Here is a 17,246-nt window from a genome sequence, read left to right as displayed (position 1 = left end):
GCCCAAAATTTGAGCTATAATATAGGTGACTATCTACTTACCTCTAAAAAATGAAATATCAATTAATATACATCGATAAAAATCACAGATTCTATAAGCAATGCAGTAGAAATTAGAATTGCATGCTTTTTTAAAGGAATGCAAAATAGCGCTGATTTAATAAATGATGCATTTGAGGAAAAAGGTTCTCATTTAGTATATCTTAATGACCAAGACCGGGTATTAGGAACAGGTAGATTAAATATAGAAAATACCAAAGCAATTATTTCTCAGATGGCAATTGATTTTCCTAACCAGAAAAAAGGAATAGGTAAACTTATTTTATTAGAGCTTTTGCAAGAATGTAAGGAAAAAGAAGTTGCTGTAATAGAATTAAGTGCTCGCAAAACTGCAATTGCGTTTTATGAAAAATATGGCTTTAAGGTAGACGGAAAAGAATATGCATCTAAAAAGACAGGAATTATACATCAAAGAATGGTAAGAACCTCCTTTTTGTAGTAGCAAACTTTATTTCCCCTCGTTTTTTAAATATTTTTTATCTACATAAAAAGTAGCAAATGGAAGAAGAGAAGCAGTTAAAAGAATTAACAAACGTTTTATACTCCACTTTTTTTCAAACCAAAAAACTATTGCTAAAATTACATAAGCTATAAATAAAAACCCATGCGCGTAACCAACATATTTGTTTGGTTGCGGAATTTCTGCTAAATATTTTAAGGGCATAGTTAAGGCAAATAAAAGCAAATAGGATATACCTTCGAGAATAGCCGTAAGTCTAAATATTTTTAGCATAATTTAAAGTGATTTATAACAAATATTGAGTATATAAAAAATGTGACTTACTAGTAAGTCACATTTTTTATTTCTTATTGTGTTTTATAAATGAATTACTTCATCGTAGGCATCTGCAACAGCTTCCATTACAGCTTCACTCATTGTTGGATGCGGGTGAACAGCTTTTAGAATCTCGTGTCCTGTGGTTTCTAATTTACGAGCAACTACCGCTTCTGCAATCATATCGGTAACTCCAGCACCAATCATATGGCAGCCTAACCATTCTCCGTATTTAGCATCGAAAATAACTTTAACAAAACCTTCTGGCGTTCCAGATGCTTTTGCTTTTCCACTTGCAGAGAAAGGGAATTTACCAACTTTAATATCTAATCCTTTTTCTTTGGCAGCTTTTTCTGTTAAACCAACAGACGCAATTTCTGGAGAACAGTAAGTACATCCAGGAATGTTTCCATAATCTAAGGACTCTACATGCATTCCAGCTATTTTTTCTACACATAGTATGCCTTCTGCAGAAGCAACATGTGCTAAAGCTTGTCCAGGGGTTACATCGCCTATTGCAAAATACCCTGGAATGTTTGTTTGGTAATAATCGTTTACTAATATTTTGTCTCTATCGGTGGCGATACCAACTTCTTCTAAGCCTATATTTTCAATGTTCGTTTTAATACCTACAGCAGAAAGAACTATATCTGCTTCTAAAACTTGTTCTCCTTTTGCTGTTTTAACAGTAGCTTTTACGCCATTCCCAGAAGTATCTACAGAAGTAACTTCTGCAGAGGTCATAACCTTAATGCCAGATTTTTTAAGGCTACGTCCAAGTTGTTTAGAAATATCTTCATCTTCTACGGGTACAATGTTCGGTAAATATTCTACTACAGTAACGTTGGTTCCCATAGAGTTATAGAAATAGGCAAACTCAACACCAATAGCACCACTACCAACAACAATCATTTCTTTTGGTTGTTCCGGGAGATTTAATGCTTGTCTGTATCCTATAATTTTTTTTCCATCTTGCGGTAAACTTGGAAGTTCTCTACTACGAGCTCCTGTCGCAATAATAATATTTTCAGCACTGTATTCCTTTACAGAACCATCTTCCGAGCTAACATCAATTTTCTTACCAGGTTTTAATTTTCCAAAACCATTGATTACTTCAATTTTGTTTTTTTTCATTAAGAATTGAACACCTTTGCTCATTCCGTCTGCTACATTACGGCTACGTTTTACAACAGCATCAAAATCTTTTTCAACGTTATCTGCTTTAAGGCCGTAATCACTTGCATGTTTAAGGTATTCAAATACTTGAGCAGATTTAATTAAAGCTTTAGTAGGAATACATCCCCAGTTTAAACAAATTCCACCAAGATTCTCTTTTTCTATAATGGCTGTTTTTAACCCTAGTTGAGAGGCTCTAATAGCAGCTACGTAACCTCCAGGTCCGCTACCTAAAACAATAACATCAAAAGTGCTCATATATCTTTCTTTTTATATAAAATTGGAATTGCAAAAGTACAAAACCAAACTGAAAAGATATAACTCAATTTTAAATTAATCTGTGCTATTTAGTACAAAATGAATTGTAGTTTAAGAATTGAATATAGTAGCATTAAATGCTTTAGATTCCCCTTTTTGGGAATAGCGTGGATTTCAATGCGAATATTATTTTTGTAAACTGGCTAAGAATAAGTCTCAGAGCATTTAAATCTAGATTATCGAGTAAAATGTTTTTTTAAAAAATTCATAAAATGTAGTTTTTCCTTTAAATATGAAAACAATTATTCGTTTGGAATAAATTTTAAAGCGGCACCGTTAATACAATGTCTTTTTCCTGTAGTCTTTTGTGGTCCGTCATTAAAGACGTGGCCTAAGTGACCACCACAAGTAGCACAATGTTCCTCTGTGCGTTCATAACCAATTTTGTAGTCTACATCAAAAGCTACATTACCTTTTATTTCACGATCAAAACTTGGCCATCCTGACCCAGAATCATACTTATAGCTACTTTTAAATAGAGGAGTTTCGCAAGCAGCACAAACATAGGTTCCTTCTTTCTTGTTATCTAACAATTCACTAGAACCAGCGGTTTCTGTACCTGCTTTACGCAAAATGTAGTACTGCATATCGGTTAGTTCTGCACGCCATTCCTTATCCGTTTTACTAATTTTGTACTCGTCTTTATTTTCTTTTTCTGTAGTTTTTTGGGATATGCCTTGACAACTAATTAGTATTAGACTTAAAACAAACAATATATTTTTAACCATGACGCTTATTTTTTTATTTTGTAGACGATTTTTATAAAAATTCCTTACAAGTTAAAATAAATAAAGACATCTCGTCGGTGAAATGGAAAAGACAAATAATTAATGTCTTTTGGTTTGCCTTGAGTTTTTACTTAGGATTATTGTAACTTTATTTTTGCTACCTCCGTATTGGTTGTTCCTATAGTTTGCATTACTGCTTTAATATCGGAAGTATTTAGTTTAGAGCTTTGTGCTTCGTTAGCCGGTAAAAATGCAATTCTAAACACTTGATTATCTGTGTCAGATGTGGTCAGTGTATTCATGTTAAAATCGGCTTCCATAAAGATGCTAACATCAGAAAAGGTATGGTCATAATTATATTGTAGAATACCTTGGTCCAGTATACGGGTTTGGGGGAGTAGTCTCCAGATATCAACTGGTTCTCCATTGCTATCTGTGGTTTGGTCCCAAAGGATGTAAACAAGTACAACATCGGTTTCAAAAACTTCTATAGTATTAGGGAAGTTATATATTATGGAATAATCGTTGGAAGCATTAAAGCTACCTTCAACATCAACTACTTTTCCAAGAATATTAACACCATCTTTACCATCGAACCCGTCAAGACCTCTTGGACCTTCACATGCCATGATAAATAAACTTAAAAAAATCCCTAAAACTATTCCTATTTTTTTCATAATTCTATATTTATGTTGTTGTAATAACTCCTCTTTTTTAATATTGTTATTTTAAGGCAACAAAAAGCGTTCCATTATTAAACAAAATACTTTTAACATAAAATTAAAACCCTGTACTTAAGTATAACTTTAATTTCTATTTTATTTGTATAAAGTTGATTAGTTTTACGATAAATACTGCAGTTTATGGCATTAGTAATTTCTCATAGTTTGTTTACTGATTTTGATATTAACCTTTTTAAAGCGGGGAAACATTTTCGGCTATACGAAAAGCTAGGTTCTCATACTATAGAAGTAGACGGAGTAAAAGGAGTTTACTTTGCTGTTTGGGCGCCATCTGCAAAAGAAGTGTCTGTTGTTGGAGATTTTAATTTTTGGAATGCAGAAGAACATAAATTAAATGTTCGGTGGGACGGTAGTGGTATATGGGAAGGTTTTATTCCAAAAATAGGCCAAGGTGCCAAGTATAAGTATAAAATTCATTCGCATAATAATGATATAATAACGGAAAAAGCGGACCCATTTGCTAGGTTATGTGAACACCCGCCAAATACTGCCTCTGTTGTTTGGGAGGAGACGTATAGCTGGAAAGATAGCCAATGGATGGGATATAGAGAAGATAAAAATGGTTTAGATAAACCGTATTCTGTTTACGAAGTGCATTTAGGTTCTTGGAAAAGAGGGAACGAAAATACATTTTTATCTTATAAGGAACTTGCTATAGATTTAGTGCGGTATGTAAAAGAAATGGGGTTTACTCATGTAGAGTTTATGCCTGTAATGGAGTATCCTTATGATCCTTCTTGGGGATATCAGTTGACAGGTTATTTTGCTCCAACTTCAAGATTTGGAAAACCAGAAGAGTTTAAATACTTAGTAGATGTGTTTCATCAGAATGATATAGGTGTAATTTTAGATTGGGTACCTTCTCATTTTCCAGAAGATGCTCATGGATTAGGTTTTTTTGATGGTTCTCATTTGTATGAGCATCCAGACCGTAGAAAAGGATATCACCCAGATTGGAAAAGTTTAATTTTTAATTATGGAAGAAACGAAGTCCGAGCGTTTTTAATAAGTAATGCAATTTTTTGGCTAGATCAATTTCATGTGGATGGATTACGAGTAGACGCTGTGGCATCTATGTTGTATCTAGATTATTCTAGAGAAGATGGCGAATGGGAGCCTAATATATATGGAAATAATGAAAATTTAGATGCCATTTCCTTTATTAAAGAACTAAATCAGGAAGTATACAATAATTTCAAAGGAGTGCAGACTATAGCGGAAGAATCTACTGCTTTTGCCGGAGTTTCTAAACCTGTGAACCATGGAGGATTAGGATTTGGAATGAAATGGATGATGGGATGGATGCATGATACATTGGAGTATTTTAAGAAGGAACCCGTTTATAGAAAACATCATCAAAACGATTTGTCTTTTAGTATGACATACGCTTTTACAGAGAATTTTATGTTGCCTTTTTCGCATGATGAAGTTGTTTATGGAAAAAAATCGCTTTTATATCGTATGCCGGGAGACGATTGGCAACGATTTGCGAATCTTAGACTATTATTTGGCTATATGTTTACGCACCCAGGAGCTAATTTAGTTTTTATGGGTGGTGAATTTGCGCAATCCTCAGAATGGAACTTTCAACAAAGTTTAGATTGGCATTTATTAGAGTACGATGGGCATTCAGGAGTACAGAATTTTGTAAAAGATTTAAATAAATTTTATAAAGAATACCCTGCTTTGTATGAAAAACAATTTAGTCCAGAAGGTTTTCAATGGATAGATTATGGGGATCATGAGAATTCTATTTTAGTGTATATCCGTAAAGGGCATGATGTAGAGAATGATATAATTATTGCCTGTAATTTTACGCCAGTGCCTAGAGAAAATTACAGAGTTGGAGTGCCAAAATCCGAAACGCTAAAAGAAGTGTTAAATAGTGATGCTAAAAAGTACGGCGGAAGTGGTATGGTTAATGAAAATATAAATATTGAAAAAAAAGATTTACACGGATATAAGTATTCTATAGAAATTACTATTCCTCCTTTAGGAATCGTCATTTTTCAGTAAAAAAAATGATTAAATCGTTATAGTTTATAAAAGGTTGTAATAAGTCTTTATAATTACACGTTAAATTCTTTTTTTTGTTTGCTTTAAATAGAGATTATTATGATTACAAATACAGAGTTAGAATATAGAGGGAATTTATATCCAAATCAAATAGTGTCTTTTGAACAAGATACTGATAAGGTGTATTTTACCTCAGAGAATGGTGTAGTTTTACAAGTTACAGTATTAAGAGATAGTGTATTAAGATTTAGATATGCTACAGATTATATTTTTGAGCCAGATTTTTCATATGCAATTAGCGAGGATGCTAATAGAGGTTACAATAAACTAGAGGTAAGAGAGCAAGATACGGAGTATATCATAGAGACAGAAAAATTAAAAATACTTATAGATAAGAAATCTATGCGTACTCAGATTTCGGATCTAGAAGGTAATATTATAAATGAAGATGAAATAGGTTTTCATTGGGAGGAAAACTATGAGCATGGTGGTAACACTGTGAAAATGAGTAAAATTACTCAGGGTTCAGAAAGTTTTTATGGAATGGGAGATAAGGCTACTCACTCGAATTTAAAAGGAAAACGAGTGCATAATTGGGTAACAGACCAATACGCTTATGGTAAAGACCAAGATCCTCTATATAAAGCTATTCCTTTTTACATTGGTTTACATAAGACTAAAGCTTACGGTATTTTCTTTGATAATACTTTTAAATCTTTTTTTGATTTTTCTCACGAAAGAAGAAATACTACTAGCTTTTGGGCAGATGGAGGAGAAATGAATTATTATTTTTTCTATGGACCAGATATGGAAAAAGTAGTTAGTGGTTATACGGATTTAACGGGAGCTCCTGAACTACCACCAATGTGGGCATTAGGGTACCATCAGTCTAAATGGAGCTATTTTCCTGAAAGTAATGTTAAAGAAGTAACTAAGAAATTTAGAGATTTAAGAATACCTTGTGATGCTATTTATTTAGATATTGATTACATGGATGGTTTTAGGTGTTTTACTTGGGATAAAACCAAATTCCCTGACCCTAAACGTATGATTTCTGAATTGGCAGAGGACGGTTTTAAAACCGTTGCTATGATTGATCCTGGAATTAAGGTAGATCCAGAGTATTGGGTATATCAAGAGGCAATGGAAAAAGATTACTTCTGTAAAAGGGCAGACGGACCTTTCATGAACGGAAAAGTATGGCCAGGAAAATGTAATTTCCCTGATTTTACAAATCCAGAAGTAAGAGAATGGTGGGCAGAATTGTATAAAGAAATGATGTCCGATATAGGTGTTCATGCAATATGGAATGATATGAATGAGCCTGCAATAATGGAAGTTCCTACCAAAACCGCCCCTTTAGATATGAGGCATGACTATGAAGGGAATCCATGTAGCCATAGAAAAGCTCATAATATTTATGGCATGCAAATGGTTAGAGCTACTTACGAAGGGGTGAAAAAATATGTATACCCTAAAAGACCTTTTGTGATTACGAGAGCTGCATATTCAGGAACGCAAAGGTATGCGTCTACTTGGACTGGGGATAATATAGCGACTTGGGAGCATTTATGGATTGCAAATGTTCAGATGCAACGTATGTGTTTAAGTGGTATGTCTTTCGTGGGGTCAGATATTGGTGGTTTTGCAGAACAGCCTAATGGCGAATTATTTATTAGGTGGATCCAATTAGGTGTTTTTCATCCTTTCTGTAGAGTACATTCAAGTGGTGATCACGGAGATCAAGAGCCTTGGTCTTTTGATGCGGAAGTAACAGATATAGTAAGGTCATTTATAGAATTAAGATATCAATTATTACCCTATTTATACACCATGTTTTGGAAGTATTCTAAAGATAAAATACCAATGTTAAAATCATTGGCCTATTTTGATCAGGAAGATGCGCAAACACATTTTAGAACCGATGAATTTATTTTTGGAGAGCATATTTTGGTTTGCCCAGTGCAAGAACCTAATGCTAAAGGTCGACGAATGTATATTCCTAGAGGGAAATGGTATAATTTTTGGGATAAAGAAGTTATTGATGGTGGAATGGAGAAATGGGTAGCTGCAGATATAGATAAAGTACCTTTATTTGTTAAAGAAGGAGCAATTATTCCTAAGTATCCTGTGCAACAGTATGTCGGAGAGAAAGAGATTACGGAACTTGTATTAGACGTATACTATAAAAATGGAACAGAAACCTCTACCGTGTATGAAGATGCCCAAGAAGGGTATGACTATGCTAAGGGAAGATATAGTCTAAGAAATTTTAAATTAGTAGGGAAAGATAATCAACTGAGTATTCAGCAATTTAAAAACGGGACTTTTATAACGCCATATAATACAATGAAAATAAGACTTCATGGTATTCCGTTTGAAATTGGAGAAGTATTTATTGATAATGAGAAAGTATCTTTAGAAGATTTAAAACTTAATGGAGATAATACTATTGAGGTTAGTAAAGATTTTACAGGGCTGAATATTAAAGGAAAATAATTTTTTGTATTTTTCCTATTACTAAACACTATGTATCATGAGAAAGATAATTTTAATTCTGGCTGTTTTTTTGGGAGTAACAGCATGTAAAACAAACCCTTTTACAGGGAAAAAAATAATGAACTTTTACCCTAATAGTCAAATTTTTCCAACAGCCTTTGCGCAGTATGATCAATTTTTGGGAGAAAATAAAGTTATAAAAGGCACGACAGATGCAAATACGGTAACCAAGGTTGGCCAACGTATATCTTCTGCTGCAGAGCGCTGGTTAACAGCTAACGGTTATCCAGGATATTTAAAAGATTATAAATGGGAATATAATTTGGTAGAGGATAAAACAGTAAATGCTTGGTGCATGCCAGGAGGTAAAATTGTTTTTTATACAGGGATTTTGCCAATAACAAAAACAGAAAGGGGAATAGCAGTAGTTATGGGTCATGAGGTTGCCCATGCATTAGCGGATCATGGAGCGCAACGTATGAGTGCTGGTATGGTACAGCAAGGGCTTGCTGTAGCTGGCAATATTGTTATTAAAGATGAGCAAACCAGAGGTGCTTTTAATCAATATTATGGAGTAGGATCTAATATTTTGGGAATGTTACCTTTTAGTAGAAGTCATGAGACAGAGGCAGATAGGATAGGTTTGCAAATAATGGCTATAGCGGGATATGATCCTACAGAAGCGGCAGATTTATGGAGGAGAATGAAAGCTAACAGTGGAGGGCAAGCACCACCCGAGTTTATGAGTACGCACCCCTCTAATGATACTAGAATAGCAAATTTAACAGCTTGGGCTCCATTGGCAAAAGAAGAAGCAGCTAAATTTGGAGTAGTTACTTTTAAGTAAGTTGTCTGGGAATATGCCTATGAGGTATTAATTAGAAACTAAATTATTTGGTTTAGGATAAGACTCGAAGCATTTAAATCTCGATTATCAAATAAAAATAATAACTTATTAATTGTATATTTAAAGACCGTTCTATTAAAGGAACGGTCTTTTTTTATTAAAAATATGGCAAGAACATTAGCAATAAAGGGGAGTAGAAAATTATTAAACGCTTGGGCTTTTTATGATTGGGCTAATTCCGTGTATAGTTTGGTAATTTCCTCTGCGGTTTTTCCGATATTTTATGGAGCCTTATTTAGAGAAGCAGGAATAGAAAAAGTATCCGTTTTTGGAGGAGAAATAGCTAGAGCACCTTTAATTAGTTATACTACATCAGCTGCTTTTGTTTTTATAACACTCATTATTCCTTTGCTTTCTGGAGTTGCCGATTATATGGGGAATAAGAAGGTGTTTATGAAATTCTTTTGTTACCTAGGTGGTTTTTCTTGTATCGGATTGTATTGGTTTTCTTTAGAAAATATTTATGTTGGGCTGGCCTGTTATTTTTTTGGTTTAGTTGGTTTTTGGGTAAGCTTTGCAATCAATAACTCGTACTTACCAGATGTAGCATACGAGGAACAGCAAGACAAAGTAAGTGCTAAAGGCTTTTCTATGGGGTACATAGGAAGTGTTATTTTGTTACTTTTCAATTTAGCAATGGTAATGAAGCCAGATTTTTTTGGTTTTGATGTAAGTATATCAGACACAATAAAGGAAACAGGAGATTTGGCAGAAATTAACGCGGCATTAGAGGCTGCAAAAAACGCCGCTTCTTTAAAAGCCATGAAGGTTTCTTTTGCTACCGTAGGTGTTTGGTGGATAATTTTTGCACAATACACTTTTTATTATTTGCCACTCGGGAATAAGAAAGAAGGGGAAAAGAAAAATATTGTTCTTAATGGATTTAAAGAACTTAAATTGGTGTGGTATCAATTAGGAGATGAGGTAAAATTAAAACGTTACTTAATAGCTTTCTTTGTATATAGCATGGCTGTTCAAACAGTAATGTTAATTGCAACTTATTTTGGAGAAGAAGAAATTAATTGGGGAACAGATAACGAGCGCACAACAGGCCTTATTGTTAGTATTCTGGTGATACAAATAGTTGCAATTTTTGGAGCAACTTTAACAGCACTAGCATCGAGAAAATATGGTAATATAAAAACATTAATAATTGTTAATTTAATGTGGGTGGCTATATGTGTTTATGCTTATTTTGTAGTAACTCCTACGGATTTTTATATCGCAGCAGGTTGCGTTGGAATGGTAATGGGCGGTATACAAGCCTTGTCAAGGTCTACTTATTCTAAGTTTATTCCAGAAACTACAGATACGGCTTCCTTTTTTAGTTTTTATGATGTTGCTGAAAAAATAGGAATTGTTATAGGTACGTTTATGTACGGATTTGTAGCGCAGTATACGGGTAGTATGCGTAATGCTATCATTTTTTTGGGTGTATTCTTTTTAATAGGTATGCTTTTGTTAACTAAAGTAGAGAAAAAGGATAAAGCATAAAAAAACCTCTAATGTTAGAGGTTTTAGGTTTGATTATAGTTTTTGATTGTGAATAAACTCCTTATCCTTTAGAGATATCTCCGGAACCAGATACTTTGGTGTCTATCTTAATCGGGTTCCCTTTATAAGTAATGTCTCCAGAGCCAGATACTCTAGCTTTTAGTCTTTCCTTTACAGTAACTTTAATATCCGCGGAGCCAGAAATATTTGCATCTACATTAGTAGCATTTAAATCAAAAGCTTTAATATCTCCACTTCCAGATATGGTGGCATCGAAGTTATTGGTCGTGCCGCTTAAGTTAATATCTCCGGAACCGGACATAGAGGCGTCAATGTTATTTGAGTTTATATCAAGGCTAATATCTCCAGAACCAGACATAGCAGTTTTAAAATCGGAAGTTTTAATGGTTTTTTTGCCAATAATATCTCCGGATCCAGAAAGAGTTACTGCGCTAATACTTTCCACAGGAACAGTTATTATAATGCCATTGTTCCAAGTAGATGGTTTTAAGTTAACTCCTTTTTCTACTTTAATTACTAATTTATTATCCTTTACTTCTGTAAGTATATAATCTAGTAAATTTTCTTCCCCCTTTAAAGATATTTTACCTTCAGAACCATCTACCAATTCAACATCAAACCAACCAGAGACTGATATAGCATCATAATCTGAAGTGGTTCTATTTACTGTAGTTACATTTCCATTTCCTTTTATTTTTTTGCCCCATTGTGCAATACAAGAGGAATACATTAAAATAGATAAACTTAAAATTGCTATTTTTTTCATGATTTTTGTTTTTGATTGATGTTTTTTAATTAGTTGTTTTTATAAAAAGAAACGCTTCCGTATTCGCTATCTATAGAAACGTGGTGTCCACTATTTGGGCTGCCGTGATAACCTTTATAGTGTTTTTTATTAGATTTTTTGGTACTTAAGTTAATTTCAAATTCGTCCTTTCCGCTTACGCCGGCATATTCTGTTGAGATATCAAAATCAAAATGATATTTAGGACTGTATCCAATTTTAATTCCAGTATAGTCACTATTAATTGATAGATTTCCAGCATCTTCCGCCATTTCTTTAATTTGTAGTGCCCCGTAATCTGAAACCAATTGAACGTTTCCGTGTATTGTTCCAAGTTTTACATTAATGTAGTCTCCATTACCTTCTATATTATTAACCTCGCCAATGTCTATTTTTCCGTAGTCACTTGAGTATTGAAGGTTTTTCATATAGGAGATAGAAGCGTTGGTGTAGTCTGCTTTTATAATCAGGTTTCCAGCTTTTTCAATAGTAAATCCAGAATAGTCGGCTGTGATAGTTCCGCTATTAATGTAATTTATATTTGATTTAGAAGTATAGTCAAAATTTAGAGTATTGTTGCGCCCTCTTAATTCTCCAATATCTAATCGGCCGTAATCGCAGGATATTTTAGCATGACCATCAACTCTATCTAAAATAATATTACCATAATCGTTAGATAAATTTACGCGGTTTTTGATAGGCATTTTTATAGTGTAGTTAATTTGCATATTAACATTACCACTATTGCCCCAATTCCATCCCCAGCTACTTTTGGAGTTATTGAATATGGTTTTAGCAGAAACCATACTTGAGCTTCCTTCAAAATTAACCGTAATAGACTCTAATTTTTTCTGAACTTTTTCTTTGTTATTGCCGTTAGTTTTTATGTGAACTTCGATAAGAATACGGTTTTCATTCCATGAGGTAATATTTAAGTTTCCGTAACTATTAGCAATTTTCAATAAAGCATCAGAATTTACAGAATATTCTTTTTTTATGGTCTTTTCTTTGGTATATTTTCCTTTTAGTTTTCCGTTATGGGCAGAAACCAATAAGGGAGCTATAAATAAAATAAGAGTAGTGTATTTATATAGTAAAGTTTTCATCATGCGTATTTTTTATTTTTTTTATTCTATCAATTTGGGCAAGAACCTCATTAAGTAAATCTATCCGAGTTTGAAAATTGGTAATCATTGCACTGAGGATTAATTTGCTATTTCCTCCATTCAATAAATCTTGCTCTAATTGGCTATAATTCTTTTCTAATTTGTTTAATTGCAAAAGAGTGTCTTCAATTATTTTCTTTGTTTCAGGTGAGTTTTCTTTTTCTAGTTCTTTTATTTGGTCATCTATTAAGCTAACAAAATAGAGTTCCGATTTAGAGACTTCCGGAGAAATTTCAGCTACTTTATCTTCAGTAGTTATGCTGTTATTTAAGCCACCAATAGCAAGAAAAAATAGTAGGGCAATAGAGGCTGCTATGGATAAAGGTTTCCACCACGAGTTTTTCTTTTTAGTAATAGTTGCTACAGTATTTTTCTGGCGCAATTTTTCTAAAAACCTAGTCTCATGCCCTTCTATTGGTTCTTCTATATCAAAAGAGCCTTGAAGGTCGTTAAAGAGTTTATTAATAGTATCTTTTTCCATTGTTAAGAGGTTAACATTTTTTGTCTTAGGCTTTCTTTTGCCCTAGATATTGTTGTTCTACAGTTGGCATAACTTAAATTCATTATGGTTCCAATTTCTTCATAATCATACCCTTCAATTAAATGTAAGGTCAAAGAAATTCTGTAATTGTCTTTTAGTTTTTTCATGGTTTCCAATACTTTTTGAGCCTTCAGTTCCGTAAACACATGATCAGAAGAAATTCCATTGTTGTCTTCGACCTTGTACATTGCATCTTCAAAAGCGACTTCATTATTTTTTTGTTGCTTTCTGTAATGATAAATACTGTTGTTGATTACAATACGCTTTAACCAAGCGCCAAAGCTAACTTCAGCTTTAAAAGTATGCAGTTTCGTAAACGCGTTTAAAAACGATTCTTGCATAACATCTTCAGCTTCCGCACTATTTTTTACAATTCTTATGGCAGTGTTGTACATTGCTTTATAGTAGAGATTGTAAATTTCTAGTTGTGCACTTTGTTTACCGTCAAGGCATAATTGCAATAGGTTATCAATATTTTCTCTTTTTTGGCTCAAAAAGGGTTTAGTTTGTTATAAAGATATCGCAATTTATTTTTTGTTACAGTTTGTTTAAAAAAAGAAAGTGGAATAATGTGGTATTCTTGAATTTGTTATTATTACTCGGTAATACAAGATCTATTTAGAAGTTAATATTTTTGTTTTCTACGGTTTGTTTCTAGTTATGATAGGAGTAATAAAAGTAGATTTGGTATGTGCTTGGCATAACAATTGTCTTTATAGTAACGAAAGAAAGTGATGAGGAAGGTAAAGCCAATAAATTCAAGGCTTTATGAATAATTTTAATAATTAGATAAAAAAAGAATTCTGTTGTATTAGTGACAGAATGACCGAAATAAGTATATGGGAGATTCTAAATTTTCAAATTTTGACAATATGTCTTTGCATAGTATAGACGAGGATTCTGAGTTAATACCTTTATTAACGCCGGAGGATGAAGAAAAAATGAATAGTGAAGGTTTGCCAGAAACTTTACCAATATTGCCTTTGCGTAATACCGTATTGTTTCCTGGTGTCGTAGTACCAATTACGGCAGGTAGAGATAAATCTATTCAATTAATTAAGGATGCAAATAATGGTTCTAAGGTTATAGGTGTCGTTTCTCAAAAAGATGAGGAAACCGAGAATCCAGGTGTTGATGATATTAATACACTAGGTACTGTAGCTAGGATTTTACGAGTTTTAAAAATGCCAGATGGTAATACTACAGTAATTATTCAAGGGAAAAAAAGGTTCGAAATAGCAGAAGTGCTTACTAAAGAACCTTATTTAACAGCAACTGTAAGGGAAACCAAAGAAGAAAGAGAAGATCAAGATAGTTCTGAGTTTTTGGCTATTATAGATTCTATAAAAGAATTAGCTCTTAAGATTATTAGAGATAATCCTAATATTCCTAGCGAAGCTTCTTTTGCTATTAAAAATATTCAGAGTGATTCTTTTTTAATCAATTTTGTGTCGTCAAATCTTAATTTAGAAGTAAAGGCTAAGCAAGAATTATTAGAAATTGGAAATTTAAAAGAGAGAGCTCTAGCTACTTTAAAATATATGAATGTAGAACTTCAAAAACTGGAGTTAAAGAATGACATTCAGTCTAAAGTTCGTAATGATTTGGATAAGCAGCAACGCGAGTATTTTTTACATCAGCAAATGAAAACCATCCAAGAAGAATTAGGTGGTGTTTCCTATGATGAAGAAATACAGGAAATGAGGGAGAGAGCCAAAAAGAAAAAATGGAATAAAAAGGTAGGAGAGCATTTTGATAAAGAACTATCGAAAATGCAAAGAATGAACCCTCAAGTAGCAGAGTATTCCATTCAAAGAAATTATTTGGACTTGTTTTTAGATTTGCCGTGGGACGAATTTTCTAAAGACAAGTTCGATTTAAAACGAGCTCAGAAAATTTTAGACAGGGATCATTACGGGTTAGAAGATGTAAAGAAGAGAATAATAGAGTATCTAGCAGTTTTAAAACTAAGAAACGATATGAAATCTCCTATTCTTTGTCTTTATGGGCCTCCGGGAGTGGGTAAAACATCTTTAGGGAAATCTGTAGCTGAAGCTTTAGGCAGAGAATATGTTAGAATTTCTTTAGGAGGATTACGCGATGAAGCAGAAATAAGAGGGCATAGAAAAACGTATATTGGAGCAATGCCGGGAAGAATTGTACAGAGTTTAAAAAAGGCCGGGACTTCGAATCCAGTTTTTATCTTAGATGAAATAGACAAATTATCTAATAGCCATCAGGGAGACCCTTCTTCTGCCATGTTAGAGGTTTTAGATCCAGAGCAAAATAGCGAGTTTTATGATAATTTTTTAGAAATGGGATACGACCTTTCTAAAGTAATGTTTATTGCTACCGCAAATAATTTGGGGTCTATTCAGCCGGCATTACGAGATAGAATGGAGATTATTAATGTTACTGGTTATACTATTGAAGAAAAAGTAGAGATAGCTAAAAAGCATTTGTTGCCAAAGCAATTAAAAGAACATGGTTTATCCGATGAACATTTAAAAATAGCAAAACCGCAATTAGAAAAAATTGTGGAAGGTTATACAAGGGAGTCCGGTGTTCGTTCTTTGGAAAAGCAAATTGCTAAAATGGTTCGTTATGCTGCAAAATCTATCGCGACCGAAGAGGAATACAGTATTAAGATAGGTAATGAAGATGTAGAGGATGTGCTTGGTGTTCCAAGGTTAGAAAGAGATAAATATGAAAATAATGATGTTGCCGGCGTAGTTACGGGTCTGGCATGGACAAGTGTTGGTGGAGATATTCTTTTTATAGAGTCTATCCTGTCTAAAGGAAAAGGAGCTTTGAATATTACAGGGAATCTTGGAAAGGTGATGAAAGAATCCTCTACAATTGCAATGGAGTATATTAAATCTAACGCAGATATATTCGGAATAGAAACTGAAGTGTTCGATAAGTATAATGTGCATATTCACGTACCAGAAGGAGCAACTCCAAAAGATGGACCAAGCGCAGGTATAACCATGTTAACCTCTTTAGTTTCTTTGTTTACGCAACGTAAAGTAAAAAAGAGTTTGGCAATGACGGGGGAAATAACTTTAAGAGGAAAAGTTTTGCCAGTAGGAGGCATAAAAGAAAAAATACTAGCAGCTAAAAGAGCGCGTATTAAAGAGATTATACTTTGCGAATCGAACAGAAAAGATATCCTAGAAATTAAAGAAAGCTATTTAAAAGGATTAACTTTCCATTATGTTACAGATATGCATGAAGTTATAGATTTGGCATTAACTAAAACAAAGGTTAAGAATGCTAAAAAGTTATAATGCTTTGTAAGTAAAATTAAAGTGATGACAAAAATTACCATAGCAATAGATGGTTATTCATCTACCGGAAAAAGTACTATAGCTAAGCAATTAGCAAAGGCTTTAGAGTATGTATATGTGGATACTGGTGCTATGTATAGAGCGGTTACGTTATTTGCTATGCGTAATAAATTCATAGGAGGTTTAAAAGAAGATATAGAAGGTTTGGTAGGTGCATTGTCTACAATTGTTTTAAAGTTTATATACAATGAAGAACTAGGTTTTTCGGAAATGTACTTAAATGGAGAAAATGTAGAGAAAGCAATCCGAACTTTAGAAGTTTCTAAAAATGTGAGTAGAATTGCGGAGATACAAGCGGTTAGAGAAATACTTGTACAGCAACAAAAAGAGATGGGGAAAGACAAAGGAATAGTTATGGACGGTCGGGACATAGGAACTGTGGTTTTTCCAGATGCAGAGTTAAAAATTTTTATGACAGCTTCCGCGGATAAAAGAGCTTATCGTAGGTATAAGGAGTTGTTAGATAAAGGAGAGAAAGTTTCTTATGAAGAAGTTCTTAAAAATGTAGAAAGCAGAGATTATATAGATTCGCATAGAGAATTTTCTCCATTACGGCAGGCAGAGAATGCTATACCTTTTGATAATAGCGATATGGGGTTAGAAGAACAATTTGAGCGAATGCATAATTTTGCATTAAGAATAATCAATAAAAAAGGACGCTAATTAGCG

The 17,246-nt window shown here is 33.4% G+C and carries 15 protein-coding genes; 7 read left to right on the top strand and 8 right to left on the bottom strand.

The features are described 5' to 3' along the window. Positions 1-138 precede the first annotated feature (138 nt). A complete protein-coding gene (locus Q0856_RS10255) occupies positions 139-498 on the top strand; it encodes a GNAT family N-acetyltransferase (RefSeq protein ID WP_366139608.1) in 360 nt (119 codons plus the stop codon). A gap of 9 nt (positions 499-507) precedes the next feature. Here Q0856_RS10255 and Q0856_RS10250 read toward each other — a convergent pair whose 3' ends face one another. The 4 genes from Q0856_RS10250 to Q0856_RS10235 form a co-directional block, all read right to left on the bottom strand. Then, on the bottom strand, positions 508-792 hold the full coding sequence (locus Q0856_RS10250; RefSeq protein ID WP_298504699.1) for a DUF3817 domain-containing protein: 285 nt from the start codon (positions 790-792) through the stop codon (positions 508-510). Positions 793-876: 84 nt separating this feature from the next. Continuing rightward, on the bottom strand, positions 877-2,268 hold the full coding sequence (gene lpdA, locus Q0856_RS10245) for a dihydrolipoyl dehydrogenase (protein WP_298481038.1): 1,392 nt from the start codon (positions 2,266-2,268) through the stop codon (positions 877-879). Positions 2,269-2,570: 302 nt separating this feature from the next. Next, complete coding sequence (msrB, locus tag Q0856_RS10240; protein WP_298504696.1) at positions 2,571-3,056, bottom strand: peptide-methionine (R)-S-oxide reductase MsrB; 486 nt, start codon at positions 3,054-3,056, stop codon at positions 2,571-2,573. Positions 3,057-3,193: 137 nt separating this feature from the next. Continuing rightward, positions 3,194-3,733 carry a collagen-like protein gene (locus Q0856_RS10235; RefSeq protein ID WP_298504693.1) on the bottom strand — a complete coding sequence of 180 codons (540 nt, stop codon included), beginning with the start codon at positions 3,731-3,733 and terminating at the stop codon, positions 3,194-3,196. Between the two features lie 186 nt (positions 3,734-3,919). On the opposite strand from Q0856_RS10235, the gene glgB reads away from it, so the two are divergent. From glgB to Q0856_RS10215, 4 genes are all read left to right on the top strand, one after another. Beyond that, the gene (gene glgB, locus Q0856_RS10230; RefSeq protein ID WP_298504690.1) at positions 3,920-5,815 is read left to right on the top strand and encodes a 1,4-alpha-glucan branching protein GlgB; all 1,896 of its coding nucleotides are present in this window, start codon (positions 3,920-3,922) and stop codon (positions 5,813-5,815) included. Positions 5,816-5,914: 99 nt separating this feature from the next. Beyond that, entirely contained in the window at positions 5,915-8,314 is a 2,400-nt protein-coding gene (locus Q0856_RS10225; RefSeq protein WP_298481046.1) for a glycoside hydrolase family 31 protein, read from the top strand. Between the two features lie 37 nt (positions 8,315-8,351). After that, positions 8,352-9,161 carry a M48 family metallopeptidase gene (locus tag Q0856_RS10220; protein WP_298504688.1) on the top strand — a complete coding sequence of 270 codons (810 nt, stop codon included), beginning with the start codon at positions 8,352-8,354 and terminating at the stop codon, positions 9,159-9,161. A 165-nt stretch (positions 9,162-9,326) separates the two neighbouring features. Continuing rightward, positions 9,327-10,715, top strand: a complete 1,389-nt coding sequence (locus Q0856_RS10215; protein ID WP_298504685.1) for an MFS transporter — start codon at positions 9,327-9,329, stop codon at positions 10,713-10,715. Between the two features lie 61 nt (positions 10,716-10,776). Here the strand turns inward: Q0856_RS10215 and Q0856_RS10210 are convergent, their stop codons facing one another. The 4 genes from Q0856_RS10210 to Q0856_RS10195 are packed head-to-tail and all read right to left on the bottom strand — an operon-like array spanning position 10,777 to position 13,721. Continuing rightward, positions 10,777-11,502 (bottom strand): head GIN domain-containing protein, encoded by a 726-nt coding sequence (locus Q0856_RS10210; RefSeq protein ID WP_298504684.1) that lies wholly within the window; start codon positions 11,500-11,502, stop codon positions 10,777-10,779. Positions 11,503-11,531: 29 nt separating this feature from the next. Further along, entirely contained in the window at positions 11,532-12,626 is a 1,095-nt protein-coding gene (locus tag Q0856_RS10205) for a hypothetical protein (protein ID WP_298504827.1), read from the bottom strand. Next, a complete protein-coding gene (locus tag Q0856_RS10200; protein WP_298504682.1) occupies positions 12,607-13,167 on the bottom strand; it encodes a hypothetical protein in 561 nt (186 codons plus the stop codon). Before Q0856_RS10200 ends, Q0856_RS10205 begins: the two co-directional genes overlap by 20 nt. Positions 13,168-13,169: 2 nt before the next feature. Next, on the bottom strand, positions 13,170-13,721 hold the full coding sequence (locus Q0856_RS10195) for an RNA polymerase sigma factor (protein ID WP_298504680.1): 552 nt from the start codon (positions 13,719-13,721) through the stop codon (positions 13,170-13,172). Positions 13,722-14,066: 345 nt separating this feature from the next. On the opposite strand from Q0856_RS10195, the gene lon reads away from it, so the two are divergent. Together lon and cmk are read left to right on the top strand one after the other, a co-directional pair. Then, the gene (gene lon, locus Q0856_RS10190) at positions 14,067-16,517 is read left to right on the top strand and encodes an endopeptidase La (protein WP_298481225.1); all 2,451 of its coding nucleotides are present in this window, start codon (positions 14,067-14,069) and stop codon (positions 16,515-16,517) included. Between the two features lie 24 nt (positions 16,518-16,541). After that, entirely contained in the window at positions 16,542-17,240 is a 699-nt protein-coding gene (gene cmk, locus Q0856_RS10185; protein WP_298504678.1) for a (d)CMP kinase, read from the top strand. Positions 17,241-17,246: the final 6 nt, after the last annotated feature.

Origin of the sequence: uncultured Maribacter sp. (assembly GCF_947496775.1) — a bacterium.
In the GTDB taxonomy this organism is placed as follows: domain Bacteria; phylum Bacteroidota; class Bacteroidia; order Flavobacteriales; family Flavobacteriaceae; genus Maribacter_B.
The sequence above is the reverse complement of the archived record's forward strand: the minus strand, read 5'-3'. Positions and strand labels throughout refer to the sequence as shown.